This is a genomic window from Pseudomonas sp. GW822-FHT06D10 (assembly GCF_058799535.1).
In genome coordinates, this window is the sequence record NZ_JBXALN010000002.1 from 245,077 (window position 1) to 270,263 (window position 25,187).

The following is a 25,187-nucleotide window of genomic DNA, read 5'->3' on the forward strand; positions in this document are numbered from 1 at the left end:
CCTGGGTGGTTACGAAGGGCTGCGCACGGCCCATAATGTCGCGCATTATACGAGGCCGCGCGTGCCTCTGAACGGGATATTTAGGAGTCTTTTATGGCCGTTGCCCTGAGCACACTGGTGGAAGAAGCGGACCGCTACCTGGGCAGTTCACGTATTGCCGACTACTGCCCCAATGGCCTGCAGGTCGAAGGGCGCCCGCAGGTGATGCGCATCGTCAGTGGCGTGACCGCCAGCCAGGCGTTGCTGGACGCTGCGGTGGAGGCCAAGGCCGACCTGGTGCTGGTGCATCACGGCTACTTCTGGAAGGGCGAGAACCCCTGCATCACCGGCATGAAGCAGCGTAGGCTGAAAACCCTGCTCAAGCACGACATCAGCCTGCTGGCCTATCACCTGCCCCTGGACCTGCACCCGGAAGTGGGCAACAACGTGCAACTGGCCCGTCAGCTGGACATCACCGTGGAAGGCCCGCTGGACCCGGAAAACCCCAAGGTCGTCGGCCTGGTGGGTTCCCTCAGCGAGCCGATGACCGCGCGGGACTTTGCCCGCCGGGTGCAAGAGGCAATGGGGCGAGAGCCGCTGCTGATCGAAGGCAGCGAGATGATCCGTCGGGTCGGCTGGTGCACCGGTGGCGGCCAGGGCTACATCGACCAGGCGGTGCAGGCCGGCGTCGACCTGTACCTCAGTGGCGAAGCCTCGGAGCAGACCTTCCACAGTGCCCGGGAAAACGACATCAGTTTCATTGCCGCCGGCCATCACGCCACCGAGCGTTATGGCGTCCAGGCCCTGGGTGACTACCTGGCTCGGCGCTTCGCCCTGGAGCACCTGTTCATCGACTGCCCCAACCCCATCTGACCCCCGGCAGGAGCCGGCTTGCCGGTCAGCCCGAAGGTGCGCTTGAAAGCGCCTTCGCTGGCAAGCCAGCTCCTGCAGAGCGGCGCCTGGGGCCTAACGGAGCGGTATATTCATATACCGTTTCGTTCTAGTTGGCTCCCTGATTAGAAGCAGGTCGCTGTGCTAGCATGCCCCGCTCGAACACGGCCCGATGGCCGTCCATAAGAAAGCTTTCGTGAGTAGCCATGGTCGACAAACTGACGCATCTGAAACAGCTGGAGGCGGAAAGCATCCACATCATCCGCGAGGTGGCCGCCGAGTTCGACAACCCGGTGATGCTGTACTCCATCGGTAAAGACTCCGCCGTGATGTTGCATCTGGCTCGCAAGGCGTTCTTCCCCGGCAAGCTGCCGTTCCCGGTGATGCACGTCGATACCCAGTGGAAATTCCAGGAAATGTACAAGTTCCGCGACCGCATGGTCGAAGAGCTGGGCCTGGACCTGATCACCCACGTCAACCCGGATGGCGTGGCCCAGGGCATCAACCCTTTCACCCACGGCAGTGCCAAGCACACCGATATCATGAAGACCGAGGGCCTCAAGCAGGCTCTGGACAAACATGGTTTCGACGCCGCGTTCGGCGGTGCCCGCCGCGATGAAGAGAAGTCCCGCGCCAAGGAGCGCGTCTACTCGTTCCGCGACAGCAAGCACCGCTGGGACCCGAAGAACCAGCGCCCCGAGCTGTGGAACGTCTACAACGGCAAGGTCAACAAGGGCGAGTCGATCCGTGTGTTCCCGCTGTCCAACTGGACCGAGCTGGACATCTGGCAGTACATCTACCTCGAAGGCATCCCGATCGTGCCGCTGTACTTCGCCGCCGAGCGTGAAGTGATCGAGAAGAACGGCACCCTGATCATGATCGATGACGAGCGCATCCTCGAGCATCTGTCCGATGAAGAGAAAGCCCGCATCGTCAAAAAGAAAGTACGTTTCCGTACCCTTGGCTGCTACCCGTTGACGGGCGCGGTGGAGTCCGAGGCCGAGAGCCTGACGGACATCATCCAGGAAATGCTCCTGACGCGAACTTCCGAGCGCCAGGGCCGAGTCATCGACCACGATGGCGCCGGCTCAATGGAAGACAAGAAACGTCAAGGTTATTTCTAAGGGGCTGTCATGTCGCATCAATCTGATTTGATCAGCGAGGACATCCTCGCGTACCTGGGCCAGCACGAACGCAAGGAGCTGCTGCGCTTCTTGACCTGCGGTAACGTCGACGACGGCAAGAGCACCCTGATCGGGCGCCTGCTGCACGACTCGAAGATGATCTACGAAGACCATCTGGAAGCCATCACCCGGGACTCGAAGAAGGTCGGCACCACCGGTGACGACATCGACCTGGCGTTGCTGGTCGACGGCCTGCAGGCCGAGCGTGAGCAGGGCATCACCATCGATGTCGCCTACCGCTATTTCTCCACCGCCAAGCGCAAGTTCATCATCGCCGACACCCCCGGCCATGAGCAGTACACCCGCAACATGGCCACTGGTGCATCCACCTGTGACCTGGCGATCATCCTGGTGGACGCCCGCTACGGCGTGCAGACCCAGACCCGTCGCCACAGCTTCATCGCCTCCCTGCTGGGCATCAAGCACATCGTCGTGGCCATCAACAAGATGGACCTCAAGGACTTCGATGAAGGCGTGTTCGAATCGATCAAGGCCGACTACCTGAAGTTCGCCAAGGGCCTGAAGCTGCAGCCCACCAGCCTGCACTTCGTGCCGATGTCGGCGCTCAAGGGCGACAACGTGGTGAACAAGAGCGAGCGCTCGCCCTGGTACACCGGCCAGTCGCTGATGGAAATCCTCGAGACCGTGGAAGTGGCCGGCGACCGCAACTTCACCGACCTGCGTTTCCCGGTGCAGTACGTCAACCGTCCGAACCTGAACTTCCGTGGTTTTGCCGGCACCCTGGCCAGTGGCATCGTGCACAAGGGCGACGAGATCGTCGTATTGCCGTCGGGCAAGAGCAGCCGGGTCAAGTCCATTGTCACCTTCGAAGGTGAACTGGAGCAGGCCGGCCCGGGCCAGGCCGTGACCCTGACCATGGAAGATGAAATCGATATCTCCCGCGGCGACCTGCTGGTGCATGCCGACAACGTGCCGCCGGTCACCGACAGCTTCGAAGCCATGCTGGTATGGATGGCCGAAGAGCCGATGCTGCCGGGCAAGAAGTACGACATCAAGCGCGCCACCAGCTATGTGCCGGGATCGATTGCCAGCATCCATCACAAGGTCGATGTGAACACCCTGGAAGAGGGCGCGGCCAGCGCGCTGCAACTGAACGAGATCGGCAAGGTCAAGATCAGCCTCGACGCGCCGATTGCCCTGGATGGTTACGAAAGCAATCGCACCACCGGTGCTTTCATCGTCATCGACCGCTTGACCAACGGCACCGTCGGCGCCGGCATGATCATCGCCCAGCCGGTGGCCCATGGCAGCGTCACCCAACACGGCAAGCTGGCTCATGTAGCCACCGAAGAGCGTGCCCAGCGTTTCGGCCAGCAACCGGCTACCGTGCTGTTCAGCGGCCTGTCGGGTGCGGGCAAGAGCACCCTGGCCTACGCGGTCGAGCGCAAGCTGTTCGACATGGGGCGCGCGGTGTATGTGCTCGATGGCCAGAACCTGCGACATGACCTGAACAAGGGCCTGCCCCAGGACCGTGCCGGGCGTACCGAGAACTGGCGGCGCGCGGCCCATGTGGCCCGTCAGTTCAACGAAGCCGGGCTGCTGACCCTGGCGGCGTTCGTGGCACCGAGTGCCGAAGGGCGCGAGCAGGCCAAGGACCTGATCGGCAAGGAGCGTCTGCTGACGGTCTACGTCCAAGCATCGCCTGCGGTGTGCGCCGAGCGTGATCCGCAGGGCCTGTACGCGGCCGGCGGGGATAACATCCCGGGCGAGTCCTTCCCCTATGACGTGCCGCTGAATGCCGATCTGGTGATCGACACCCAGTCGCTGTCGCTGGAAGAAAGCGTCAAGCAGGTGCTGGACCTGTTGCGCAGCCGCGGCGCGATCTAAGCCATAGCAAAAAGCCCGCAGCCGAGTGATCGGCTGCGGGCTTTTTTGTGCGCTTCAGATAGCGTTCGCCGGTAAGTAGGGTGCAGGACCGCAGGAGCTGGCTTGCCAGCGAAAAGGCCCTCAGGGTCTTGCCGGATACTCCCGATGCAGCGTTTCGAGCAGCGCATCCTTGTCCAGCCACTGCTGGTTGATCCAGCCCTGGAATTCCTGGCGATAGGCCGTGTCCTGCTCGTAGTTCTTGCCAAGGAACTGCGCCGGGATCTGCACCTCTTCGAAACGCACCACCACATCCTTGACCCTGCCGCACAGCAGGTCCCAGAAACCGGGGCGGCCCGCCGGGTAGTGGATGGTCACATCGATGATCGACTGCAGTTGCTCGCCCATTGCATCCAGGACAAAGGCGATGCCGCCGGCCTTGGGCTTGAGCAGGTAGCGGAACGGCGATTGCTGCTGGGCGTGCTTGGCGTCGGTAAAGCGCGTGCCCTCGACGAAGTTGAAGATGCCCACCGGGTTGTTGCGAAACTTCGCACAGGTCTTGCGCGTGGTTTCCAGGTCCTTGCCTTTCTTTTCCGGGTGCTTCTCCAGGTACGCCTTGGAGTAGCGCTTCATGAACGGAAAGCCCAGGGCCCACCAGGCCAGACCAATCACCGGCACCCAGATCAGCTCCTGCTTGAGGAAGAACTTCAGGGGGCGGATACGCCGGTTGAGCACGTACTGCAGGACCATGATGTCGACCCAGCTCTGGTGGTTGCTGGTGACCAGGTAGGAGTGCTGGTAATCCAGGCCTTCCAGGCCCTGCACGTGCCAACGGGTACGGCATACCAACTGCATCCAGGCCTTGTTGTTGCTGATCCAGGCTTCGTGGGTGTGGTTCATCAGCCACAGGCTCAAGCGCTGGGTGAGGGCGAACGGCAGGGCCTTGACCAACGCCACGCAGAACAGGAACGAGCACAGCAGGATGGTGTTCAGCGCCAACAGGAGCGAGGCGATGATTCCGCGCACTACGGCAGGTAGGAATTCCAGCATTTAGACATCCATAGGTCGGTTGGCGGCTTGAATCGCGGTAAGGGCGATGGTGTAGACGATGTCGTCCACCTGGGCGCCCCGGGGCAGGTCGTTCACCGGTTTGCGCAGGCCTTGCAGCATCGGCCCCAGGCTCACGCAATCGGCGCTGCGTTGCACCGCCTTGTGGGTGGTGTTGCCGGTGTTGAGGTCAGGGAACACGAAGACCGTGGCCTTGCCCGCGACCTGGCTGTTGGGGGCCAGTTGCCGGGCGACGTTTTCGTTGGCCGCGGCGTCGTATTGCAACGGCCCGTCGATCAGCAGCGAACGCTGGGCTTCGTGGGCCAGCAGAGTGGCTTCGCGAACTTTCTCCACTTCCTCGCCGCTGGCCGAGTCGCCGCTGGAGTAGCTGATCATCGCCACGCGCGGGGTGATACCGAAGGCGGCTGCCGAGTCGGCGCTCTGCAGGGCGATTTCCGCCAGCTCGCTGGCGCTGGGGTGCGGGTTCATCACGCAGTCGCCATACACCAGCACTTCCTCGGGGAACAGCATGAAGAACACCGAGGACACCAGGCTGCAGCCCGGCGCGGTCTTGATCAACTGCAGGGCCGGGCGGATGGTGTTGGCGGTGGAGTGGATGACCCCGGAAACCAGGCCATCGACTTCATCCAGGGCCAGCATCACCGTGCCGATCACCACCGGATCTTCCAGCTGCTGCTCGGCCATGGGAGCGTTGAGGCTCTTGCTCTTGCGCAGGGCCACCATGGGCTCCACGTAGCGTTGGCGAATCAGGTCCGGGTCGAGAATCTCCAGGCCTTCGGGCAGTTCGATGCCCTGGGCCCGGGCCACCGCGTGCACGTCCTCGGGCTTGGCCAGCAGCACGCAGCGGGCGATGCCTCGGGCCTGGCAGATGGCGGCGGCCTGCACGGTCAGCGGCTCGCTGCCTTCGGGCAGGACGATACGCTTGTTGGCCTGCTGGGCGCGCTGGATCAACTGGTAGCGGAACACCGCAGGTGACAGGCGCATTTCCCGTGGGGTGCCGCAGCGCTGGTGCAGCCAGTTGGCGTCCAGGTGACTGGCGACGAAGTCGGTGATGATTTCCGCGCGCTCGCGGTCATCGATGGGAATTTCCTTGTTCAGGCCATTGAGCTGGTTGGCGGTGTCGTAGGATCCGGTGCTCACCGAAAGCACTGGCAGGCCGGCGTTCAGGGCGCCCCGGCAGAGCTCCATGATCCGCGGGTCGGGCAGGGTGTCGCTGGTCAGCAGCAGGCCGGCCAGGGGCACACCGTTGATGGCCGCCAGGCTCACGGCGAGGATGATGTCGTCACGGTCGCCCGGGGTCACCACCAGCACGCCGGGCTTGAGCAGTTCCACGGTATTGCGCATGGTGCGGGCGCAAATGATGATCTTGGTCATGCGCCGGCTTTCGTAGTCGCCGGCGTTGAGCACCTGGGCGCCCATCAGGTCGGCCACGTCCCGGGTACGCGGGGCATTGAGCTCCGGCTGGAAGGGGATGCACCCCAGCAGGCGGAAGTCGCCGCTGCGCAGCAAGGGCGAATGTTCCTTCAAGCGCGCGGAAAACGCCTCCATGCTTTCGTCGGTGCGCACCTTGTTGAGGATCACCCCCAGCACTTTCGGGTCCCGCGGGCCGCCGAACAGCTGGGCTTGCAACTCGACCCGTCCGGACAGCTCGGTGAGCACTTCGTTTTCCGGGGCGGATACCAGGATCACCTCGGCATCCAGGCTTTTTGCCAGGTGCAGGTTGACCCGGGCGGCATAGCTGGCGCTGCGGGTCGGCACCATGCCTTCGACGATCAATACATCCTTGCCGATGGCCGCCTGCTGGTAGAGGGTGATGATTTCTTCCAGCAACTCATCCAGCTGGCCGTCGCCGAGCATCCGCTCCACATGGGCCAGGCCCAGGGGTTGTGGCGGTTTCAGGCCATGGGTGCGCGCCACCAGTTCGGTGGAACGCTCGGGGCCGGTGTCACCGGGGTGAGGTTGGGCTATGGGTTTGAAGAAGCCGACCTTGAGGCCAGCCCGTTCCAGGGTACGCACCAGCCCGAGGCTGATGGAGGTCAGACCCACTCCAAAATCGGTGGGCGCGATGAAAAAAGTTTGCATGCGAATTCTCAGAAGGTGCATGGCAAAGGCGACGGTCTTTGGCCGTCTGCCTGAAGTCAGGCGCTAAGGTTATCGTTATCCGGGGCTTGAGCACACCAGCCGCAGGCAAAGCGCTGGCCTATTTTTTTGGCTCGCAACTGCGGCTCCAGGACCCAGGCCCGGGACTGCCAGGGCGGTTGGTGGCGCAGGTGCTGGGTATGCCCGCAGGACAGTTCAGCCACCCAATGGCCTTCTTCATCCTGATGAAAACCGCAGATTGTCGAGTGATTTTTCACGTTCCGTTGGTCCGGGTTCCGTTCGCTTTCGAGCGATTGCTTCGCTAAACTTGGACGTTCTTCATTCTTATGCAAAAGGTCCCGCCCCATGCTGATCGCCGCCAATAAGGCTGTCTCCATCGACTATACCCTCACCAACGACGCTGGTGAGGTCATCGACAGCTCTGCCGGCGGCGCCCCGCTGGTTTACCTGCAAGGCGCAGGTAACATCATTCCTGGTCTGGAAAAGGCCCTGGAAGGCAAGCAAGTTGGTGACGAACTGAAAGTCTCCGTAGAACCTGAAGATGCCTACGGCGAATACGCTGCCGAACTGGTAAGCACCCTGAGCCGCAGCATGTTCGAAGGCGTCGACGAACTGGAAGTGGGCATGCAGTTCCACGCTTCCGCTCCGGACGGCCAGATGCAGATCGTGACCATCCGTGACCTGGACGGCGACGACGTGACCGTCGACGGCAACCACCCGCTGGCCGGTCAGCGCCTGAATTTCCAGGTCAAGATCGTTGCCATCCGTGACGCCAGCCAGGAAGAAATCGCTCATGGTCACGTCCATGGCGAAGGTGGCCATCACCACTGATTTTCTGCGCTAAGCTCAAGCTTACTGGAGAGGCGCCCGAGGGCGCCTTTTTAGTCCGCGGCTTTTGGCTGTACTGTCGAGAGGCTGTTTTCTGTAAGAACACAGGAATTTGGAGTTCGTCATGAGTGCTTTTCACGACCTTAAATTGAAAGCCCTGGATGGTCAGGAGCTGCCGCTCGCGCCCTTCAAGGGGCATGTCGTGCTGGTGGTCAACGTCGCCTCCAAATGTGGTCTGACACCACAATATGCGGCGCTGGAGAATCTCTACCAGCAATACAAGGCCCAGGGATTCAGCGTGCTGGGATTGCCCTGCAACCAGTTCGCCGGGCAGGAACCGGGCACCGAGCAGGAGATCCAGGAATTTTGCAGCCTCAACTACGGGGTGACCTTTCCCTTGAGCAGCAAACTGGACGTGAACGGTCCCGAGCGCCATCAGCTATACCGCCTGCTGGCGGGCGAAGGCGCCGAGTTTCCCGGGGACATCACCTGGAACTTCGAGAAATTCCTATTGGGCAAGGACGGCCGGGTACTGGCGCGTTTCTCGCCGCGTACCGCTCCCGATGATCCGACAGTGATCCAGGCGATTGAAAAAGCCTTGAGCTGAACCCGCGCCGGGCCCTTGTTTAACGCCGCTTCAATGCGGCGTTTTTGCATCTAAATCACTCAAATCAATAATGCTGTGCAGCGCATTGAGGGGGGAATATTATCCTCATCATAAGTGCGCCGGGGGCCGGTACCCGGCGCAGTCTTGTGCGTCGAATATCGACTCAAGCCTTTTTCTCGGAGCGCAGCATGCCTGTTCAAGCCTTGTTCAAACCCTTTCAACTCGGCGCGCTGGAACTGCCGACCCGCGTGGTGATGGCACCAATGACCCGGTCGTTTTCCCCCGGTGGCGTGCCCAACTCCAAGGTCATCGAGTATTACCGCCGCCGCGCTGCTGCGGGTGTCGGCCTGATCATTACCGAGGGCACCACGGTGGGTCACCAGGCTGCCAATGGTTACCCCAATGTGCCGCAGTTCCATGGCGAGGCGGCCCTGGCCGGCTGGAAGAAGGTGGTGGATGCGGTCCACGCCGAAGGCGGCAAGATCGTCCCGCAACTCTGGCATGTGGGGAATGTGCGGCGCCTGGGCACCGAGCCGGACGCCAGCGTGCCCGGCTACGGCCCGACCGAGAAGCTCAAGGACGGCAAGGTGCTGGTGCACGGCATGACCCACCAGGACATCCAGGAGGTGATCGCAGCCTTCGCCCAGGCCGCCAAGGATGCCCAGAGCATCGGCATGGACGGCGTGGAGATCCATGGCGCCCATGGTTACCTGGTGGACCAGTTCTTCTGGGAAGGCACCAACCAGCGTACCGATGAATACGGTGGCGACCTGGCCCAGCGCTCGCGCTTCGCCATTGAGCTGATCCAGGCCGTACGGGCTGCCGTCGGTCCGGATTTCCCGATCATCCTGCGTTTTTCCCAGTGGAAGCAGCAGGACTACAGCGCGCGCCTGGTGCAGACCCCGGAAGCTCTGGAGGCCTTCCTCAAGCCGCTGGCGGATGCCGGTGTGGATATCTTCCACTGCTCGACCCGCCGCTTCTGGGAGCCGGAGTTCGAAGGTTCCGACCTCAACCTGGCGGGTTGGACTCGCAAACTCACCGGCAAGCCCACCATCACCGTGGGCAGCGTCGGCCTGGACGGCGAGTTCCTGCAGTTCATGGTCAATACCGACAAGGTGGCGCAGCCGGCCAGCCTGGAAAACCTGCTGCAGCGTCTGAACAACGACGAGTTCGATCTGGTGGCCGTGGGCCGCGCACTGCTGGTGGATCCGGATTGGGCGCAGAAAGTCCGTGAAGGTCGCGAGCAGGACATCCTGCCGTTCAGCCGTGACGCGCTGATGACCCTGGTTTAACTGCCGGCTCCGGGCGGCGAGGGGGGCAGCCCCCTTGCCGTGCCGAGTGTCTCCACGGCGCTGCGGGGTTTGACCGTCGCTTCGATAAGCCCTTCGTAATCCTCGGCCGGCCCGTGCTCGCAGGCACTGCGCAGGCGATCTTCAAACTGCTCGATAACCGCGGCCCAGCCCTGGCGGCTGGCATGCTGGCGGGCGTTGAGGCGCACCCGGCGCAAGGTTTCCGGTTCTTCCAGCAGCCAGCTGGCAGCGTCGCAGAAGGCGCTTTCGTCGCCGGGCATGGCCAGCACGCCGTTGTAGCCATGGCGGATATGCTGGGCTGCGGCAGCCTGATCGTAAGCCACCACCGCGAGCCCCGAGGCCAGAGCCTCCAGCACCACGTTGCCGAAGGTTTCGGTGAGGCTGGGAAACAGGAACAGATCCCCGCAGGCGTAGTGGGCGGCCAGGGCTTCGCCCCGCTGGCTGCCACAGAACAGGGCCTCGGGCAGGCTTTTTTCCAGAGCCCCACGTTGCGGGCCGTCACCCACCACGATCAGCTTCATCCTGCGCTGTGGATAAGTCGCCTGCAGGCGTTCGAAGCAGCGCTTGAGCAAGCCCAGGTTCTTCTCCTGCGCCAGGCGCCCAACGTGGATCACCGCCAGGTCATCGGCGCCCAGGCCCCAGTCGGCCCGCAGCGTATCGAGCCGCTTGGCCGGGTGGAAGAGCTGGCTGTCGACGCCCCGGGACAGCAGGGCCAGGCGTTCGAAATGCCGGCGCTCCAGCTCCAGGTGCTGGCTGGCGCTGGGTACCAGGGTCAGTTGCGAGCGGTTGTGGAACCAGCGCAGATAGTGGGTCAGCAGGCGGGTCAGCAAACCCAGGCCATATTGGCTGGAGTACTGCTGGAAGTTGGTGTGAAAGCCGCTGACCACGGAGATTCCCAGGCGCTTGGCGGCCCGCAGCGCAGACAGCCCCAGCGGCCCCTCGGTGGCGATATAGAGCACGTCCGGGCGCTGGCGTTTCCAGCGTCGCAGCAGCTTGTGCATCGACGACTGGCCCCATTGCAGCCCCGGGTAGCCCGGCAGCGGCCAGCCCCGGCACAGCAGCAGGGCTTCGTCGCTGGCCCGGCTCTGGTCGCAACCCTGGCGCGGGCGCACCAGCTCAACCTGATGCCCACGGGCGCGCAGCCCCTCGCAGAGGCGGCCAAGGGTATTGGCCACGCCATTGATTTCCGGTGGGAAGGTTTCAGTGATGAGGGTGATATGCAGAGCTGTCGTCATGGCCTCAGTGTCGGCTGAGGCCATGTCGCCATTGTGACCTTGCGATGATGGATTTATGACGCCCCGGCCTTATTTGGCCGGCAGGTTCTCCACCCCGCGTTCACGCACCCAGAACAGCGTGGCACCGGCCACGGCGGCCGGCATCATCAGGATATTGACCAGCGGGATCAGCAGCGCCAGGTAGACGATGCCGCCAAAGCCCAGGCTCTGCCAGCGCTTCTGGCGCAGCCAGGCGAGCATGTCCTGCCAGCTCATCTTGTGGTTGTCCGCCGGGTAGTCGATGTACTGGATAGCCATCATCCAGATACCGAACAGCAGCCACAGCGGCGCGGCAATCAGGTTGACCACCGGAATCAGCGAGAGGATGAACAGGCCGATGGCCCGGGGCAGGAAGTAGCCGAGCTTGCGCATTTCCCGCGCCAGGGTGCGGGGGATCATGGCAATCAGTTCGCCCCAGCTGAAGGGCGGGAAATCATCGGTGCCGCGCACCACGGTTTCGACTTTTTCCGAGAGGAAACCGTTGAAGGGGGCGGCGATGATGTTGGCCAGCATGGTGAAGCTGAAAAACACCATGAAGGCCACCAGCACCACGAACAGCGGCCAGATGACATAGCTGAGGAAACTCAGCCAACTGGGCAGGGACGGCATCAGCGCATCGACCCAGAGGCTGAATTGATGGCCGGCGAAATAGATCAATCCGACGAACAGCACCAGGTTGATTGCCAGGGGCAGGAGCACGAACAGGCGCAGGCCGGGGCTGAGGACCAGCTTCAGGCCTTCACGCAGGTATTGCGGGCCGGACAGGACAGGGGCGGGCATAGAGCGCTCCGAGCAGAATGAAAACGCGCCGACCTTACCGGCTTTGTCCTGGGGGCGAAAGCACGGCGAAGCGGTCGACATCAACGGTAACAAAGACCCTTTCAAATAGGCCTCCTGAGGATAGAGACCGCCTATGAGCTGGATTGTTAAACCGTATTTCCTTAATCTTCGCCCCCTCTATACGCTTCACCCATTATTTTTTGGACGGACGAGTTCAAGCCTTCCCCAAGGTTTCGCCGTCCTTTTTTATTCCAGCCGGCAATCCGGCGTTCCGCGCCAGGCTAGCCGGGCCGGTCGATAGGAGTGAGTCATGTCTGAAGTACGCCATTCGCGTGTGATTATTCTCGGTTCCGGCCCTGCCGGTTACAGCGCCGCCGTCTATGCCGCCCGTGCCAACCTGAAGCCGCTGCTGATCACCGGCATGCAGGCCGGTGGCCAGCTGACCACCACTACCGAAGTCGACAACTGGCCCGGTGACGTGCACGGCCTGACCGGCCCGGCCCTGATGGAGCGGATGCGCGAGCACGCCGAGCGTTTCGAGACTGAAATCGTCTTCGATCACATCAATGCCGTGGACTTCGCTGCCAAGCCCTACACCCTGACCGGTGACAGCGCGACCTACACCTGCGACGCCCTGATCATCGCCACCGGTGCCAGCGCTCGCTACCTGGGCCTGCCTTCGGAAGAAGCATTCATGGGCAAGGGTGTTTCTGCCTGTGCCACCTGCGACGGCTTCTTCTATCGCAACAAGCCGGTGGCAGTGGTCGGCGGCGGCAACACCGCGGTCGAGGAAGCCCTGTACCTGGCCAACATCGCCAGCACCGTGACCCTGATCCACCGTCGCGAAACCTTCCGCGCCGAGAAGATCCTGATCGACAAGCTCAACGCCCGGGTGGCCGAAGGCAAGATCATCCTCAAGCTCAATGCCAACCTGGACGAAGTCCTGGGTGACAACATGGGCGTGACCGGTGCCCGCCTGAAGAACAACGACGGCAGCTTCGACGAGTTGAAGGTCGACGGCGTGTTCATCGCCATCGGCCACACGCCGAACACCTCGCTGTTCGAAGGCCAGCTGACCCTCAAGGACGGTTACCTGGTCGTGCAGGGCGGCCGTGACGGCAATGCCACCGCCACCAGCGTCGAGGGCATCTTTGCTGCCGGCGACGTGGCCGACCACGTTTACCGCCAGGCCATCACCTCGGCCGGCGCCGGTTGCATGGCGGCACTGGACACCGAGCGTTACCTGGACGGCCTGCAGAACGCTTCGTTCTGATTTGCCACCCATAAAAAAACCGGCGCAAGCCGGTTTTTTTATGGGTGTTGCACGGTAGCAGCCGGCTTGCCGGCGAACAGGCCCTCGAGCCTTGCGCCGCTGTGCACAGAATGCGGATCAGCGGCGGGTCAGCGGCTGGGCGGAGAACTTGACCCCGGCCAGGCCGTGAACGATCAGGGCGCGGATATTGCCGTGGTCAGTGCCTTCGGGGGTGGCCAGTACCGAGCGGTAGTGTTCGCCGAAGGCCAGCAGGGCCTCTTCGTCGCTCAGGCCTTCCAGCAGGGCCAGGCCCAAGGTCTTGCACGAACCTTCGTTCTGCCCGGCGGCGTTTTCCACGCCGCCGTTGTTGAAGGCCTGGGGCTGGTAGTCATAGCCGGCGGCGACAAAGGCCAGGGTGTCGGCAAAAGCGTGTTCACCGCTGTTCAGGCTGGCACGCAGGGTGTTCAGGTCAGTCATTGGGGTTTTCCTTTGGCGAACGCCGCTTGCTGCTCGGCGCTGGCTTCTTTCTGGTAGAGATTTTTCCATTCGGCGTAGGGCATGCCATACACCACTTCACGAGCGTCATCGAGGCTGACCTCGATCTGGCGTTCGTCGGCCTCGGCCTTGTACCACTTGGACAGGCAGTTGCGGCAGAACCCGGCGAGGTTCATCAGGTCGATGTTCTGCACGTCCTTGCGGCTGTCCAGGTGGGCCACCAGGCGGCGAAAGGCCGCGGCTTCCAGTTCCAGGCGTTGTTGTTCAGTCATGGGGTTTCTCCGGGACAGGGGCAAGCGCCCAGGCGGGCACTTGCCACTTGTGGCAGTTTTCTAGGCGCTGGCGCGGCTGGCCGCGAGGGTGATGGACACCGACTCGGCAAAACGCAGGGCGTGGGGTTTGTCGACTTCGACTTCGGCGTACTGCACCGAGGCGTTGCTCATCACCAGGTCCAGCAGCTCCTGGGTCAGGCGCTCCAGCAGGGCAAAGCGGTTGCCCTCGACATGGGCAATGATCGCCTTGGTGATGGTGCGATAGTTCAGTGCGTGGTCGATGTCGTTGTCCCGCACCGCGTCCTGGGCCGCGTAGAGGATGGTCAGGTTGATCAGCACATCCTGCTTGTTGAGGATCTCTTCCTCGTTGATTCCGATGTAGGTCCGCAGGAGCAGGTCCTTGACTCGGATACGAGCCATTCCTGGCTGAAGTTGTGGCATTGCTACTTGCTCCGTCCAATCAATTGCAGGAATTCCTGGCGAGTGGTGCTCGAATCGCGGAAGGCGCCGAGCATCACCGAGGTGTGCATGGTGGAATTCTGTTTCTCGACGCCGCGCATCATCATGCACATGTGCTTGGCCTCGATCACCACCGCGACGCCGGCGGCCTGAGTCACGCTCTGTACCGCGTCGGCGATTTCCCGAGTGAGATTTTCCTGGATCTGCAGGCGCCTGGCGAACATGTCGACGATCCGCGCGATCTTCGACAGCCCCAGGACCTTGCCGGTAGGAATATAAGCCACATGGGCCTTGCCGATGAAGGGCAGCAGGTGATGTTCGCACAGGGAATACAGCTCGATGTCGGCGACTATCACCATTTCATCGCTGTCGGAAGCAAACAGCGCGCCGTTGACGATGTCCTCCAGCGACTGGCCGTAGCCGTGACACAGGTACTGCATGGCCTTGGCCGCGCGCTTGGGGGTATCGAGCAGGCCTTCGCGCTCGGGGTCTTCGCCCAGGTCCTTGAGGATCTCGCGATAGTGCTGGGGCAGGGAAAGGGTCATGCAAGGTCCTCACAGGGGCTGGCTTACTTGAGGTGCCGCCCGCCGTTGACGGTCAGGGTGGTGCCGGTGACATAGGGGTTGTCCAGCAGATAGCGCAGGCTCTGGTAAATCACTTCGCTGCCGGGTTCGATGCCCAGCGCGGATTTGGCCAGGGTCTTGGCGCGGTACGCCGCGTCGTCGTCGGGGTTGAACAATAGCAGGGCCGGGGCAATGCCGTTGACCTTGATTGTCGGGGCGTATTTCGCTGCGAAGGACAGGGTCAGGCTGTCCAGGCCGGCTTTGCTGGCGCAGTAGGCGATGTGCTTGCTGCTGCCCTTGCGAGTCACGTCGTCGCTGATGTGGATGATGTCTGCCGGGCTCGAGCGCTGCAGCAACTCGGCGCAATGCAGGTTGATCAGGTAGGGCGCCAGCATGTGCACGCCGAACATCCGGGCAAAGGCCGCTGCTTCGTCGCCAGGGCTCTCCTCCAGCCATTCCGAGGCGTTGTGGACGATGGCCCGCAGGCTCTGGGTACGGTTTTTCAGCTCGGAGATCAGGGCCATGATCCCGGCTTCGCTGGAGAGATCGGCGAACAGCAGGGTCGCGCCCTTTTCCCGCAGAGCCTCAAGGCCCGGGCGCTGGCTGCGGTAGGTGACGATCACCGGCTGCCCGTCTTGGAGCAGGCGCAGGGCGCAATGCAGGCCGACTCGCTGGCTGGCGCCGGTGATCAGGATCGGGGCAGGAGAGGTGTTCATGAAGGGCTCGCGTCGCGGGTAGTGGGAAAACTATACCAGCGAGGGAAGACCCTGTGCCTGCAGGCAACGGGCTTGCCGGCGAATGCGATCTTGCGGGGTTTTTTCGTTGGCAAGCCAGCTTCTACGGTAGGCGCAAGTATTGCGCGAGGTGTGGTAGGAGCCGGCTTGCCGGCGAATCACGGATTCTGCGTCGAGGGGGTGGCCGGTAGCGGTCGGGCCGGTGTGCTGTTGAGCCAGTTGGCCAGCAGCCGGGTGGACAGCGGAATGAAGAAATAGACCATCAGCGGGGTCAGGGCCAGGGTGCTGACAAATACCCGAGGCAGCAGGCTCAGGTCGCCGAGCAACGGGCCCAGGACAAAGTTGAACAGCAGCGACACCGGGAAGAATGCCAGCCAGATGGCCACGGCCTGCTTCCAGCGCGGCGGGCGATGGCCGGCGGCGCCGAACCAGCCGTCGATACCGCTGACCCGGTGCTCCGAAGGGTGGGCGAACAGGTCGCTGCCCCGGGCCAGCCAGGCCGTACGCGAGGCGGAGTGTTCCCAGGTATGCAGGGTGGATTCGTCGGCGAAGCGGAAGATGATCTGGAATTCGTCATCGTTGGGGGGCGGCGCAAGAACACCGGAACCCAGGTAGCCGGGAAAGTCGGTAGCCAGTTGTTCGCCTTCGCGCAGCCAGGCGATCAGGTCCTGGTAACGGCCGTCGGCAACGCGCCGGGCAACCATCAGGGTGACAGGTGAGGTAGACATTATGTATCTCCGTAAACCAATGCGCTGCCTGGGTAAGGCAGTCGCTTGACGAGGCACCGGGGTGGCGGGCCGCGCCTGAAGCAAGCAAGGATTATTCCTGATTACTGCCCAGGCACCAATGACGGCGGTCGGTTTTTCTCGTGCTTGAAGCATCGCCACCTGAGGGGAGTAGAATGATCGCCACTTTGTTTCCCGGTGTTTTCTTCCCAGATGCCCGTCATGACTGAACTTGCCCCCGCCCCTCACGCCCCCGAAGCCGTTCGTCAGGACGAGTTGTTTCCGATCCGTGAGGTGGCGCGCCTGACCGGAATCAATCCGGTGACCCTGAGGGCCTGGGAACGACGCTACGGTCTGATTCAGCCGACACGCACCGAAAGTGGGCATCGCCTGTACTCCATGCACGATGTTGAGGCGGTGCGTGAGATTCTCGGCTGGATCGAACGCGGCGTGGCGGTGAGCAAAGTGGGCAAGATCCTGGCCAAGGGCCGGGCTGCCCAGGCCCAGCTCAAGGCTCCGGTGGATGGCGGCTTGCAGGGCGAATACGGCCAGTGGCGCGATCAATTGAAGCTGGCGGTCAGCGCGTTCGATGAGGAACAGCTTGAGCGCCTCTACGGGCAGATCTTCTCCAGCTATGCCTTGCCGGTGGTGTTCCAGGACATCTTCCTGCCGTTCTGGAAGCAGTTGCTGCTGGCGCGCGAGGCTTTTGGCCAGACCAGCGAATGGCTGTTCCTGGATGGCTTCCTGCGGGCGCGGATTACCCAGCGCCTGCTGTTGCAACGCGCCACCCAGAGCCGCTATCTGCTGCTGACGGCGCTCAACGAGCAATGCCGCGAACTGGAGCTGCTGGTGGCGGCGCTGATGCTCGGGCAGGACCCGATCGGTGTGCGCCTTCTAGGCCCGGGTGTGCCGCTGGAGGAACTGACCCTGGTCTGCGAAAAGATCGCGCCGGTAGCCCTGGTGGTGTTTTCCAATCACGCACCCTCGGCCGAGTTGCCCAAGCGCCTCAAGCGCCTGGCACTGACCCTGGATTGCCCATTGCTGCTGGCCGGGGACGCGGCGGACCTGGCCCAGGACAGCCTGGTCGGTTCGCCGGTGGCTTGCCTGGGTAACGAGGGGCGCTTGATGCAGCAGCGCCTGCGCGGGTTCCTTTGAGGCGCTAGCCTTCAGGTGTGCAATGCCGGATGGCTGTGGCGGTGCTGCTGGAGGATGAACTGGCGCAGGCGCTCGGTTTCCTCCAGGTCGCTCTGATCCAGGCGGTAGGCGTAGAAACCGGCTTCGGTCTGGCGCTCGAAGCGCCCGTGCAGGGCAATCCGTTCATAGCCCGAGGGGCTGAACCACTGGGCGAACTGCCGCGGTGGCCGGGTACCGTTGCGGATCTCCACCAATATTCCCTTGAACGAGACCTCCCGAACCCACAGGCGGCCAGGCTGGCCCCTGGCATTTTCCAGGGCCACCGGCTGCTCCAGGGCCAGGCGCCAGGGGCGCACCATGGGCCCATCCTCGAAGATGCTCGGCACCCCCAGCCGCAGGTGCAGGGCATGGAATTCGTCTTCCACCAGCTGCAGCGGGAAGGTCATCTGCTGATTGTCGAAACGGGCCTGGATGGTGACCTTTTCATTGGCCGCCAGGCGCGTCAGCAGGTCACGGATCTGCGCGCCGCCATTGACCATCAGGCTCGAGGTGGTATCACGCACATTGAGCTGCGGGTTGTGCTGCATGGTCTGGATGAAGTCCAGTTCATCCTGGGTGAGGAGGGCGTCACGCTGCATGATGTTGCTCGGAGGGTGGAGGACAGATCGGCGGGGAATATCCCTACGACCACGAATTCCGCGATTTATTAGTGGCCGCTGGTCGCCTTGAGGGCGGCCAGTTCAGCTTGCACTTCGGCCAGTTGCTGCTCCAGCTGGAGCAAGCGTTGCTGGGCCTTGACCTGGACGCTGACGTCTTTTTGCACGCCGATGAAATAGGTCAGCTGATCACTGTCATTGAATACCGGGGTGATCGACAGCTCATTCCAGAAGTGAGTGCCGTCCTTGCGGTAGTTGCGCAGCACCTCGCGGCACGGCCGGCCTTGTCGCAGGGCCTGGCGGATCACTTCCAGGCCTGGCTGGTCACGGTCCCCGGATTGCAGGAAGCGGCAATCCTGGTACAGCACTTCGTCGGCGCTGTAGCCGGTCAGCCGCTCGAAGGCCGGGTTCACATAGATCACGATGTTGTCTTCGCCTTCCTGCTCGGCGACCACAATCCCGTCGTTGGAGGCGTTGATCATCCGTTGCAGCAGATGAGCGTTGATCATCCTGAAGTTCCGCTTTCGATCAGCAAGTGCTGGAGTGTAAGAGAGGCTGGCCCGCTGTCCACCAGCGCTTTGCAGCAGAGGTGGCGGCACAGGCGGGATTTTACTCCGTAGCTGTTAATATCCCAGCCTTTTAGTCAGCTTCAGGATCAGATTGATGAAAGTCGCCATCCTTTCCGGCTCGGTGTACGGCACGGCTGAAGAAGTCGCCCGGCATGCCGCCAAACTCCTCAACGCCGCAGGTTTCGAGGCCTGGCACAACCCGCGCGCCACTCTGGCCGAGCTTCAGGCCTTCGCCCCGCAGGCGTTTCTGGCCGTGACCTCCACCACCGGCATGGGCGAGTTGCCGGACAACCTGCTGCCGCTGTATTCGAGTATTCGCGATCAGTTGCCTGCCGCCTGGCGCGGGTTGCCCGGAGCGGTCATCGGCCTGGGGGATTCCAGCTACGGCGATACCTTCTGTGGCGGTGGCGAGCAGATGCGCGAGCTGTTCGCCGAGCTGGGCGTGCAGGAAGTGCTGCCGATGCTGCGCCTGGACGCCAGCGAGAGCGTGACCCCGGAAACCGACGCCGAGCCCTGGCTGGCCGAGCTGATCAGCGCCCTGCGGGGCTGACCGGCTGTTCCCGCAGCAGCGCCAGCCAGGCTTGCGCTGCCTTGGACAGATAAGCGCCCTGGCGCCAGATGAAGGCGATATCCCATCGCAGGTAGTCCGGCGCCTTCAAGGTCAGGCGCACCACCCCAGGCCGCACCAGGCCACGGGCCACCACACTGGGCAACAGCACCACGCCCTGGCCGGCGGCCACCAGCGCCGCCAGGAAGTCCGCCTGGCCGCTGCGCCCGCCTTCCCTGGGGGTGAAACCCACCTGCTGGCAGGCCTGCAACAGCCGGTCGTTGAGCACGAAACTGCGCTGGTACAGGAGGAACGGCGTGTCCGCCAGTTCTTCCAGGCGTACCTGGGCGTTCATCGCCAAGGGGTGATCGGCGGGCAGCAAGGCATCCAGCGGTTCATCACAGAAGGGCTGGTAGGCGAACGCCGGGTCCTTGGGGGTCAGGCTGCCCCCCAGTTCCAGTTCGCCGTTGCGCACCGCCTGCTCGACATTCAGGCTGCCGCCTTCGAGCAACTGCACCTGGATATTCGGATAGCGCCGGCGGTATTCGGCAAAACGGCTGGCGAACAGCGCGTCACTGCCTAGCAGCGGCAGCCCCAGGCGCAGTTCACCCCGTGCCAGCTGGCTCAGGTCGTCCAGTTCGCTGAGCAGTTCGTGGCGCAGGCGCAACATGCCTTCGGCCCGTTGCAGCACCACGTTGCCGGCGGCGGTGAGGTGGATATGCGAACCCTGGCGCTCCAGCAAGGGCGTGCCGAGGCTCTGCTCCAGCTGGGCGATCTGCTTGCTGACCGCCGACTGGCTGATGTGCAGAGTCCTGGCCGCCTGGGTGAAGCCGCCCTGGCGGATCACCTCGACAAAGCTGCGCAGTTGTTTGAAATCCATGGCGGTGATTCCAGATTGGAATGGCTTCCAGTCTAACAATTCGCTTCGGTAATGATGGGGCTTTTCATAAAATAAGCCCCTGAGAGGACCGAACCACCATGAACATTTCCACCTGCAAACGCCTGGGCCGCTTGATTCTTGAACTGGCGGTGCTGCTGGCCATCTATTTTCTCGGCTGCCAACTGGCCAGCTGGCTGCCCTGGCCGATTCCTGGCGGGGTCATGGGCCTTGCGCTGTTGCTACTGGCCTTCGCCCTGGGCTGGGTCAAGCCGGCGGCCCTGCAGCTGGGGGCCGGCCTGTTGATGGCCGAGATGCTGCTGTTCTTCATTCCCGCACTGATGAGCCTGCTGGACTACGGCGGCCTGCTGCGCCAGGACGGCTGGCGGATTCTGCTGGTAATAGGCGTCAGCACCCTGCTGGTGATGCTGGTGACAGCCTTGACCGTGGAACTGGTGTGCCGCTGGAGGATGCGCCATGAAGCTTGAAGCCATGCCGGTGTTCTGGCTGGCCCTGACCCTGGGCGCCTACCTGTTCAGCCGCTGGATCTACCGGCGCACCGGGCGCTACCTGCTGTCACCGCTGATTCTGGTGCCGGCCCTGCTGCTGGCGGTCGCCGTGCCGCTGCACACCGCCTACGCCGAATACGCCGCCAACACCCACTGGCTGATGCTGGTACTGGGGCCGGTGACCGTGGCCTTCGCCATTCCCATCTGGCAGCAGCGGCAACTGCTGATGCGCCACTGGTCGGCATTGCTGCTGGGCATGTTGGCGGGCAGCGCGGCTTCCATTGGCAGCTCGTTCGGCCTGGCCAAGGCCCTGGCCCTGGACAGCTCGGTGACCCTGTCCCTGGTGCCGCGCTCCATCACTACGCCGTTCGCCATGCCCCTGGCCCATGACCTGGGCGGCGTACCCGAGCTGACCGCGGTATTCGTGATGTTCACCGGGGTGTTCGGGGCCATGCTCGGCGGTGTGCTGCTGCGCTGGCTGCCGCTGCGCAGCGCCCTGGCCCGCGGTGCCCTGTTTGGCGTCGGGGCCCATGGTGCAGGGGTCAGCCGGGCCCATGAAGTGGGGGGAGAAGAAGGTTCGGTGGCAGGGCTGGTGATGGTCCTGACCGGGCTTCTGAACCTGTTCGCCGCCCCTTTGCTGGCGTCGTTGCTTTGACGCGCAAGCCCCGGGCCAGGGCCTGATTCCCGGCTGACCCGCACGGCCATCAAGCTGGCTGCCAATGCAACTCCGCCAGCGGCGTGAGCTGTCTAGACTCTGGAGGTCCTCTTCCTATAAGAACCATCACCGAGGTCCTTGCCGTGAGCCTAGCCCCCGTTCAATCGACACCGAGTGTAAAAAACCAGGTCAGCGCCATCGAGTGGCAAACCCGCGTGGACCTGGCCGCCTGCTACCGCCTGGTGGCGATGCATGGCTGGGATGACCTGATTTTCACCCACATATCCGCCAAGGTGCCGGGCACCGAAGATTTCCTGATCAACCCGTTTGGCCTGATGTTCCACGAGATCACCGCGTCGAGCCTGGTGAAGGTCGACCAGGCGGGCAACAAGCTGATGGACAGCCCCTACGAGATCAACCCGGCGGGCTACACCATTCACAGCGCGGTGCATGCGGTGCGTCACGATGTGGTTTGCGTGCTGCACACCCATACCGCAGCCGGGGTTGCGGTGTCGGCGCAGAAGCAGGGCGTGTTGCCCATCAGCCAGCAGTCGCTGTTCGTGTTGTCGAGCCTGGGTTACCACCCCTATGAAGGTGTGGCCCTGAACCCCGAGGAGAAGGTCCGGCTGCAGGCCGACCTGGGGGACAACAGTTTCCTGATGCTGCACAACCATGGCCTGCTCACCTGCGGCGCGACCATCGCCGACACCTTCCTGATGATGTTCACCTTCCAGCGCGCCTGCGAGATCCAGGTGTTGGCGCAGAACGGCGGCGCCGAGTTGATTGCCATCCCTGCGCCGATCCTGGCCGGGGCCAGGGCGATGATCGCCGGTGTCACCCGCAGCGCTCAGGGCATGGGCGGCGCTCTGGCCTGGCCGGCCCTGCTGCGCAAACTCGATCAACTCGACCCGGGTTACACACTCTGATGCCTATTGCCGAGATCCCGCTGTGCGTGTGGCGTACACGCGGACATGACCTGCTCTTTCGCGGCCAGCGCATCCGTTACTGGGTAGCCGGGCAGGGCGAGCCGCTGCTGCTGATCCATGGCTTTCCCACCGCCAGCTGGGACTGGCACTACCTGTGGCAGCCCCTGGCCCGGCATCATCAGGTGATCGCCTGCGACATGCTGGGCTTCGGCGATTCGGCCAAGCCCCTGGAGCATGACTACAGCCTGCTGGAGCAGGCTGACCTGCAGCAGGCGCTGCTGGCCCATCTGGGTATCGCCGAGCCGGTGCATCTGCTGGCCCACGACTACGGCGACAGCGTTGCCCAGGAGTTGCTGGCCCGGCACTACGAAGAGCGGATCGATATCGCCAGTTGCGTGTTTCTCAACGGCGGCCTGTTCCCGGAAACCCATCGCCCGGTGCTGACCCAGAAGCTGCTGCTCAGCCCGCTGGGCTGGATGCTCGGGCGCACGTTCAGCCGCCAGGGCCTGGCCAAGAGTTTCCGGCAGATATTCGGCCCCCAGAACCGCCCCAGCGAGTCGGTGCTGGATGATTTCTGGAGCCTGGTGCAGAGCAACGATGGCCCGCGAATCCTGCACAAGCTGATCGGCTATATCCCTGAACGCCGGGCCCGGCGTGAACGTTGGGTCAGTGCCATGCAGCGCGGCGAGGTGCCCCTGCGGGTGATCGATGGTGCCCTGGACCCGATTTCCGGGGCACACATGGTGGAGCGCTATCGGCAATTGATCCCACGGGCCGACACGGTGCTGCTGCCGAGCATCGGGCATTACCCGCAGATCGAGGCGCCCCTGGCGGTGCTCAAGCATTACCTGGAGTTTCGCGGCAATCTGCTGTCGCCATCATCACGGTTGGCGTGTTCCTGAACCCCGCGGCCTTGAGCGGGCAAGGCGATTATCCCGCTGCCTTATTGCGCACCATTCAGGTCAAAACGTTTTTATTGTGACCAAAGGCTGGCTGCCTGACACTCGAAGCATTGTCCATTGGCCCTGCTGGAGTTCGGTATGAGTGAGTCTGTGCGCTTGGAAGATAAAGTGGTGATCGTCACCGGGGCCGGCGGTGGCCTGGGCCGGGCCCATGCACTGCTGTTCGCCCGGCACGGCGCCAAGGTGCTGGTCAACGACCTCGGCGGCTCGGCCCAGGGCGAAGGCGCCAGCGCTTCGGCCGCCGACCGCGTGGTGGCGCAGATCCGCGAGGCCGGCGGTATCGCCGAAGCCAGCCATGACTCGGTCACCGACGGTGAAAAGATCGTGCAGAACGCCCTGGATGTGTTTGGCCGGGTCGATGTGGTGGTCAACAACGCCGGGATCCTGCGGGACAAGACCTTCCACAAGATGGAGGACGCCGATTGGGACCTGGTGTATCGGGTGCATGTCGAGGGGGCCTACAAGGTCACCCGCGCCGCCTGGCCACACCTGCGCGACCAGGGGTATGGCCGGGTGATCTTCACCGCTTCCACCTCGGGCATCTATGGCAACTTCGGCCAGTCCAACTACGGCATGGCTAAGCTCGGCCTGTACGGCCTGACCCGGACCCTGGCCATCGAAGGGCGCAAGAACAACATCCTGGTCAACGCCATCGCGCCCACCGGCGGTACGCGGATGACCGAGGGGCTGATTCCGCCCCAGGTGTTCGAGCAGCTCAAGCCCGAACTGGTCAGCCCGCTGGTGGTGTACCTGGGCAGCGAGCAGTGCCAGGAAACCTCCGGCCTGTTCGAAGTGGGCGGCGGCTGGATCGGCAAGGTGCGCTGGGAGCGCAGCCTGGGCGCCGGCTTCGACCCTCGCCAGGGCTTTTCCCCGGAAGACGTGGCGGCCCACTGGCAGCAGATCTGCGACTTCGAGGGCGCGGCGCACCCCAAGGACAATATCGAGGCGTTGAAGGAGATGATGCAGAATCTGCAAAAGTACGCCCTCTGAAGCGCCCCTTTGTCCATCCCCTATCGCCTGTGCCAGGGTGATAGGGGCCGGCTTCTGGCGCTAAGTGCGCCGGGTTTTCAGCACTGGATGCATCACCCCGCCGGGCCCTGGCCCCGGCGGTTTTACTCCTGCAGCGTTCGTCACTATGCTCGACGGTCCGCGAACGAACAGGGAGTGCTGCATATGTATGAGTCAAAGGATCAGCCGGTATTGTCGCGGCTGCTGTTCATCCGCCGTTTATGCATGCATGGGCTGGTGGTGCTGGCGCTGATCATCTTCTCGGTGCTGCTGGGTATCAGCGGCCTGCTGTACTTCGAACAAGACATTTCCTTCCATGACGCCTTGTATGACGCGGCCATGATCCTCGGCGGCATCGGCCCCATCAACATGCCGCAAACCCCTGGTGGCAAACTGTTTTTTGCCAGCTACGGGCTTTATACCAACCTGGTCTTCGCTGCCACCCTGGGCTTGATCCTGTCCCCAGTGGCGCACCGTCTGCTGCACAAGTTTCATTACGACGAGAGCGAGGACGACGCGGCGTAGTTGCCACTTTCCTCTGGTGTTCCAGGCATAAAAAAGGCCGCTGCAAGAGCAGCGGCCGAAGCAAGACGTTAGATCAAGGAGCTACAAAATCAACGTCGGTGAACCAGGGGCAGCAGCTTGAATCACACGCCTTCAAGCGGCTGGAAATCATTCCCGGGAACAACTCGTGCCCGGTACTTGCAAGGTCAGTGGCAAGCGGTTGTTTGCCGTGACTGCGAGTGAAGAATAAGCCCTGGCCGGGTACGGAAAAATAGCGATTCAGGACAAGGACTGTTACAGCCTGAGCAACAGTCTGAGCGTTTTTTCGCCCCGGTCATCCCCCTGCATCGACGCCCCTGATAAGCCTGCATCCAGCCGCTGGATAACCCCTTGAACGGCCCTGATGGCAAGGGCACTAATCCCTTCGAGTGACAGCGCGAATACCTCCTTGGTGCGCTTATCGACCGTGCTACCCCGGCAGTAGGGTGAGGCCTC

At 63.0% G+C, this 25,187-nt stretch carries 29 protein-coding genes; 15 read left to right on the top strand and 14 right to left on the bottom strand.

Translation table 11 applies throughout. The features are described 5' to 3' along the window. Positions 1–93: 93 nt before the first annotated feature. From AC1RL5_RS06675 to cysN, 3 genes are all read left to right on the top strand, one after another. A complete protein-coding gene (locus tag AC1RL5_RS06675; RefSeq protein WP_011059288.1) occupies positions 94–852 on the top strand; it encodes a Nif3-like dinuclear metal center hexameric protein in 759 nt (252 codons plus the stop codon). 224 nt (positions 853–1,076) lie between these two features. Beyond that, a complete protein-coding gene (gene cysD / locus AC1RL5_RS06680; protein WP_011059289.1) occupies positions 1,077–1,994 on the top strand; it encodes a sulfate adenylyltransferase subunit CysD in 918 nt (305 codons plus the stop codon). 9 nt (positions 1,995–2,003) lie between these two features. After that, complete coding sequence (gene cysN / locus AC1RL5_RS06685; protein WP_011059290.1) at positions 2,004–3,902, top strand: sulfate adenylyltransferase subunit CysN; 1,899 nt, start codon at positions 2,004–2,006, stop codon at positions 3,900–3,902. A 120-nt stretch (positions 3,903–4,022) separates the two neighbouring features. Here cysN and yihG read toward each other — a convergent pair whose 3' ends face one another. Genes yihG through AC1RL5_RS06700 form a run of 3 tightly spaced genes read right to left on the bottom strand, consistent with a single transcriptional unit; the run spans position 4,023 to position 7,423 of the window. Next, entirely contained in the window at positions 4,023–4,928 is a 906-nt protein-coding gene (gene yihG / locus AC1RL5_RS06690) for a 1-acylglycerol-3-phosphate O-acyltransferase, YihG family (RefSeq protein ID WP_015634172.1), read from the bottom strand. Further along, positions 4,929–7,028: a phosphate acetyltransferase gene (gene pta / locus AC1RL5_RS06695; RefSeq protein WP_019096051.1), complete on the bottom strand. Its 2,100-nt coding sequence runs from the start codon at positions 7,026–7,028 to the stop codon at positions 4,929–4,931. It lies immediately after the preceding gene. A 56-nt stretch (positions 7,029–7,084) separates the two neighbouring features. After that, positions 7,085–7,423 (bottom strand): DUF3565 domain-containing protein, encoded by a 339-nt coding sequence (locus AC1RL5_RS06700; protein WP_011059293.1) that lies wholly within the window; start codon positions 7,421–7,423, stop codon positions 7,085–7,087. Here AC1RL5_RS06700 and AC1RL5_RS06705 point away from each other — a divergent pair. From AC1RL5_RS06705 to AC1RL5_RS06715, 3 genes are all read left to right on the top strand, one after another. Next, on the top strand, positions 7,392–7,877 hold the full coding sequence (locus AC1RL5_RS06705; protein WP_011059294.1) for an FKBP-type peptidyl-prolyl cis-trans isomerase: 486 nt from the start codon (positions 7,392–7,394) through the stop codon (positions 7,875–7,877). The genes AC1RL5_RS06700 and AC1RL5_RS06705 overlap by 32 nt on opposite strands. A gap of 121 nt (positions 7,878–7,998) precedes the next feature. Next, on the top strand, positions 7,999–8,481 hold the full coding sequence (locus tag AC1RL5_RS06710; RefSeq protein ID WP_015634175.1) for a glutathione peroxidase: 483 nt from the start codon (positions 7,999–8,001) through the stop codon (positions 8,479–8,481). 188 nt (positions 8,482–8,669) lie between these two features. Then, positions 8,670–9,773, top strand: coding sequence for an NADH:flavin oxidoreductase (locus tag AC1RL5_RS06715; RefSeq protein WP_041115990.1), 1,104 nt, complete (start codon positions 8,670–8,672; stop codon positions 9,771–9,773). Here AC1RL5_RS06715 and AC1RL5_RS06720 read toward each other — a convergent pair. After that, on the bottom strand, positions 9,770–11,050 hold the full coding sequence (locus AC1RL5_RS06720) for a glycosyltransferase family 4 protein (protein WP_019093349.1): 1,281 nt from the start codon (positions 11,048–11,050) through the stop codon (positions 9,770–9,772). The genes AC1RL5_RS06715 and AC1RL5_RS06720 overlap by 4 nt on opposite strands. 45 nt (positions 11,051–11,095) lie before the next feature. After that, positions 11,096–11,845 carry a sulfate transporter CysZ gene (cysZ, locus tag AC1RL5_RS06725; RefSeq protein WP_011059298.1) on the bottom strand — a complete coding sequence of 250 codons (750 nt, stop codon included), beginning with the start codon at positions 11,843–11,845 and terminating at the stop codon, positions 11,096–11,098. Between the two features lie 310 nt (positions 11,846–12,155). Between cysZ and trxB the strand changes: the two genes are divergently transcribed. Next, the gene (gene trxB / locus AC1RL5_RS06730) at positions 12,156–13,118 is read left to right on the top strand and encodes a thioredoxin-disulfide reductase (RefSeq protein ID WP_011059299.1); all 963 of its coding nucleotides are present in this window, start codon (positions 12,156–12,158) and stop codon (positions 13,116–13,118) included. A gap of 117 nt (positions 13,119–13,235) precedes the next feature. Here the strand turns inward: trxB and AC1RL5_RS06735 are convergent, their stop codons facing one another. From AC1RL5_RS06735 to AC1RL5_RS06760, 6 genes are all read right to left on the bottom strand, one after another. Then, positions 13,236–13,574, bottom strand: coding sequence for a HopJ type III effector protein (locus AC1RL5_RS06735; RefSeq protein ID WP_019093350.1), 339 nt, complete (start codon positions 13,572–13,574; stop codon positions 13,236–13,238). Continuing rightward, entirely contained in the window at positions 13,571–13,864 is a 294-nt protein-coding gene (locus tag AC1RL5_RS06740) for a DUF1244 domain-containing protein (RefSeq protein WP_011059301.1), read from the bottom strand. Before AC1RL5_RS06740 ends, AC1RL5_RS06735 begins: the two co-directional genes overlap by 4 nt. A 60-nt stretch (positions 13,865–13,924) precedes the next feature. Further along, complete coding sequence (gene folX / locus AC1RL5_RS06745) at positions 13,925–14,305, bottom strand: dihydroneopterin triphosphate 2'-epimerase (RefSeq protein WP_011059302.1); 381 nt, start codon at positions 14,303–14,305, stop codon at positions 13,925–13,927. A gap of 2 nt (positions 14,306–14,307) precedes the next feature. Next, positions 14,308–14,868: a GTP cyclohydrolase I FolE gene (gene folE, locus AC1RL5_RS06750; protein ID WP_011059303.1), complete on the bottom strand. Its 561-nt coding sequence runs from the start codon at positions 14,866–14,868 to the stop codon at positions 14,308–14,310. Positions 14,869–14,891: 23 nt separating this feature from the next. Beyond that, positions 14,892–15,602, bottom strand: coding sequence for a dihydromonapterin reductase (gene folM / locus AC1RL5_RS06755; RefSeq protein ID WP_492589176.1), 711 nt, complete (start codon positions 15,600–15,602; stop codon positions 14,892–14,894). Between the two features lie 176 nt (positions 15,603–15,778). Beyond that, positions 15,779–16,348 carry an antibiotic biosynthesis monooxygenase gene (locus tag AC1RL5_RS06760; protein ID WP_011059305.1) on the bottom strand — a complete coding sequence of 190 codons (570 nt, stop codon included), beginning with the start codon at positions 16,346–16,348 and terminating at the stop codon, positions 15,779–15,781. A 210-nt stretch (positions 16,349–16,558) separates the two neighbouring features. Here AC1RL5_RS06760 and AC1RL5_RS06765 point away from each other — a divergent pair, with 210 nt between their 5' ends. Further along, positions 16,559–17,500 carry a MerR family transcriptional regulator gene (locus AC1RL5_RS06765; protein WP_492589177.1) on the top strand — a complete coding sequence of 314 codons (942 nt, stop codon included), beginning with the start codon at positions 16,559–16,561 and terminating at the stop codon, positions 17,498–17,500. Positions 17,501–17,511: 11 nt separating this feature from the next. Here AC1RL5_RS06765 and AC1RL5_RS06770 read toward each other — a convergent pair whose 3' ends face one another. Both AC1RL5_RS06770 and AC1RL5_RS06775 read right to left on the bottom strand, forming a co-directional pair. Beyond that, complete coding sequence (locus AC1RL5_RS06770) at positions 17,512–18,117, bottom strand: hypothetical protein (RefSeq protein WP_492589178.1); 606 nt, start codon at positions 18,115–18,117, stop codon at positions 17,512–17,514. Between the two features lie 68 nt (positions 18,118–18,185). Continuing rightward, positions 18,186–18,644: a PAS domain-containing protein gene (locus AC1RL5_RS06775; protein ID WP_072451262.1), complete on the bottom strand. Its 459-nt coding sequence runs from the start codon at positions 18,642–18,644 to the stop codon at positions 18,186–18,188. Positions 18,645–18,798: 154 nt separating this feature from the next. Here AC1RL5_RS06775 and AC1RL5_RS06780 point away from each other — a divergent pair, with 154 nt between their 5' ends. Continuing rightward, the gene (locus AC1RL5_RS06780) at positions 18,799–19,254 is read left to right on the top strand and encodes a flavodoxin (protein WP_015634186.1); all 456 of its coding nucleotides are present in this window, start codon (positions 18,799–18,801) and stop codon (positions 19,252–19,254) included. Here AC1RL5_RS06780 and AC1RL5_RS06785 read toward each other — a convergent pair. Further along, the gene (locus tag AC1RL5_RS06785; RefSeq protein WP_011059310.1) at positions 19,235–20,131 is read right to left on the bottom strand and encodes a LysR family transcriptional regulator; all 897 of its coding nucleotides are present in this window, start codon (positions 20,129–20,131) and stop codon (positions 19,235–19,237) included. The two genes, AC1RL5_RS06780 and AC1RL5_RS06785, sit on opposite strands and share 20 nt — an antisense overlap. 98 nt (positions 20,132–20,229) lie before the next feature. On the opposite strand from AC1RL5_RS06785, the gene AC1RL5_RS06790 reads away from it, so the two are divergent. The 6 genes from AC1RL5_RS06790 (at position 20,230) to AC1RL5_RS06815 (ending at position 24,713) form a co-directional block, all read left to right on the top strand. Beyond that, on the top strand, positions 20,230–20,616 hold the full coding sequence (locus tag AC1RL5_RS06790) for a CidA/LrgA family protein (RefSeq protein ID WP_011059311.1): 387 nt from the start codon (positions 20,230–20,232) through the stop codon (positions 20,614–20,616). Further along, the gene (locus AC1RL5_RS06795) at positions 20,606–21,292 is read left to right on the top strand and encodes an LrgB family protein (RefSeq protein WP_011059312.1); all 687 of its coding nucleotides are present in this window, start codon (positions 20,606–20,608) and stop codon (positions 21,290–21,292) included. The genes AC1RL5_RS06790 and AC1RL5_RS06795 overlap by 11 nt, the downstream gene beginning before the upstream one ends. Before the next feature lie 143 nt (positions 21,293–21,435). Further along, positions 21,436–22,218 carry a class II aldolase/adducin family protein gene (locus tag AC1RL5_RS06800; protein ID WP_011059313.1) on the top strand — a complete coding sequence of 261 codons (783 nt, stop codon included), beginning with the start codon at positions 21,436–21,438 and terminating at the stop codon, positions 22,216–22,218. Then, positions 22,218–23,120 (top strand): alpha/beta fold hydrolase, encoded by a 903-nt coding sequence (locus AC1RL5_RS06805; protein WP_072451260.1) that lies wholly within the window; start codon positions 22,218–22,220, stop codon positions 23,118–23,120. The genes AC1RL5_RS06800 and AC1RL5_RS06805 overlap by 1 nt, the downstream gene beginning before the upstream one ends. 138 nt (positions 23,121–23,258) lie before the next feature. Next, a complete protein-coding gene (locus AC1RL5_RS06810) occupies positions 23,259–24,170 on the top strand; it encodes an SDR family oxidoreductase (protein WP_011059315.1) in 912 nt (303 codons plus the stop codon). A gap of 183 nt (positions 24,171–24,353) precedes the next feature. After that, complete coding sequence (locus AC1RL5_RS06815) at positions 24,354–24,713, top strand: hypothetical protein (RefSeq protein WP_019093356.1); 360 nt, start codon at positions 24,354–24,356, stop codon at positions 24,711–24,713. Positions 24,714–25,187 lie beyond the last annotated feature (474 nt).

Excerpts from the sequence above, each read along its gene's own strand:
- AC1RL5_RS06675 (WP_011059288.1), top strand. The coding sequence starts at position 94 with ATGGCCGTTGCCCTGAGCACACTGGTGGAAGAAGCGGACCGCTACCTG.
- cysD (WP_011059289.1), top strand. The coding sequence starts at position 1,077 with ATGGTCGACAAACTGACGCATCTGAAACAGCTGGAGGCGGAAAGCATC.
- cysN (WP_011059290.1), top strand. The coding sequence starts at position 2,004 with ATGTCGCATCAATCTGATTTGATCAGCGAGGACATCCTCGCGTACCTG.
- yihG (WP_015634172.1), bottom strand. The coding sequence starts at position 4,928 with ATGCTGGAATTCCTACCTGCCGTAGTGCGCGGAATCATCGCCTCGCTC.
- pta (WP_019096051.1), bottom strand. The coding sequence starts at position 7,028 with ATGCAAACTTTTTTCATCGCGCCCACCGATTTTGGAGTGGGTCTGACC.
- AC1RL5_RS06705 (WP_011059294.1), top strand. The coding sequence starts at position 7,392 with ATGCTGATCGCCGCCAATAAGGCTGTCTCCATCGACTATACCCTCACC.
- AC1RL5_RS06700 (WP_011059293.1), bottom strand. The coding sequence starts at position 7,423 with ATGGAGACAGCCTTATTGGCGGCGATCAGCATGGGGCGGGACCTTTTG.
- AC1RL5_RS06710 (WP_015634175.1), top strand. The coding sequence starts at position 7,999 with ATGAGTGCTTTTCACGACCTTAAATTGAAAGCCCTGGATGGTCAGGAG.
- AC1RL5_RS06715 (WP_041115990.1), top strand. The coding sequence starts at position 8,670 with ATGCCTGTTCAAGCCTTGTTCAAACCCTTTCAACTCGGCGCGCTGGAA.
- AC1RL5_RS06720 (WP_019093349.1), bottom strand. The coding sequence starts at position 11,050 with ATGGCCTCAGCCGACACTGAGGCCATGACGACAGCTCTGCATATCACC.
- cysZ (WP_011059298.1), bottom strand. The coding sequence starts at position 11,845 with ATGCCCGCCCCTGTCCTGTCCGGCCCGCAATACCTGCGTGAAGGCCTG.
- trxB (WP_011059299.1), top strand. The coding sequence starts at position 12,156 with ATGTCTGAAGTACGCCATTCGCGTGTGATTATTCTCGGTTCCGGCCCT.
- AC1RL5_RS06735 (WP_019093350.1), bottom strand. The coding sequence starts at position 13,574 with ATGACTGACCTGAACACCCTGCGTGCCAGCCTGAACAGCGGTGAACAC.
- AC1RL5_RS06740 (WP_011059301.1), bottom strand. The coding sequence starts at position 13,864 with ATGACTGAACAACAACGCCTGGAACTGGAAGCCGCGGCCTTTCGCCGC.
- folX (WP_011059302.1), bottom strand. The coding sequence starts at position 14,305 with ATGCCACAACTTCAGCCAGGAATGGCTCGTATCCGAGTCAAGGACCTG.
- folE (WP_011059303.1), bottom strand. The coding sequence starts at position 14,868 with ATGACCCTTTCCCTGCCCCAGCACTATCGCGAGATCCTCAAGGACCTG.
- folM (WP_492589176.1), bottom strand. The coding sequence starts at position 15,602 with ATGAACACCTCTCCTGCCCCGATCCTGATCACCGGCGCCAGCCAGCGA.
- AC1RL5_RS06760 (WP_011059305.1), bottom strand. The coding sequence starts at position 16,348 with ATGTCTACCTCACCTGTCACCCTGATGGTTGCCCGGCGCGTTGCCGAC.
- AC1RL5_RS06765 (WP_492589177.1), top strand. The coding sequence starts at position 16,559 with ATGCCCGTCATGACTGAACTTGCCCCCGCCCCTCACGCCCCCGAAGCC.
- AC1RL5_RS06770 (WP_492589178.1), bottom strand. The coding sequence starts at position 18,117 with ATGCAGCGTGACGCCCTCCTCACCCAGGATGAACTGGACTTCATCCAG.
- AC1RL5_RS06775 (WP_072451262.1), bottom strand. The coding sequence starts at position 18,644 with ATGATCAACGCTCATCTGCTGCAACGGATGATCAACGCCTCCAACGAC.
- AC1RL5_RS06780 (WP_015634186.1), top strand. The coding sequence starts at position 18,799 with ATGAAAGTCGCCATCCTTTCCGGCTCGGTGTACGGCACGGCTGAAGAA.
- AC1RL5_RS06785 (WP_011059310.1), bottom strand. The coding sequence starts at position 20,131 with ATGGATTTCAAACAACTGCGCAGCTTTGTCGAGGTGATCCGCCAGGGC.
- AC1RL5_RS06790 (WP_011059311.1), top strand. The coding sequence starts at position 20,230 with ATGAACATTTCCACCTGCAAACGCCTGGGCCGCTTGATTCTTGAACTG.
- AC1RL5_RS06795 (WP_011059312.1), top strand. The coding sequence starts at position 20,606 with ATGAAGCTTGAAGCCATGCCGGTGTTCTGGCTGGCCCTGACCCTGGGC.
- AC1RL5_RS06805 (WP_072451260.1), top strand. The coding sequence starts at position 22,218 with ATGCCTATTGCCGAGATCCCGCTGTGCGTGTGGCGTACACGCGGACAT.
- AC1RL5_RS06810 (WP_011059315.1), top strand. The coding sequence starts at position 23,259 with ATGAGTGAGTCTGTGCGCTTGGAAGATAAAGTGGTGATCGTCACCGGG.
- AC1RL5_RS06815 (WP_019093356.1), top strand. The coding sequence starts at position 24,354 with ATGTATGAGTCAAAGGATCAGCCGGTATTGTCGCGGCTGCTGTTCATC.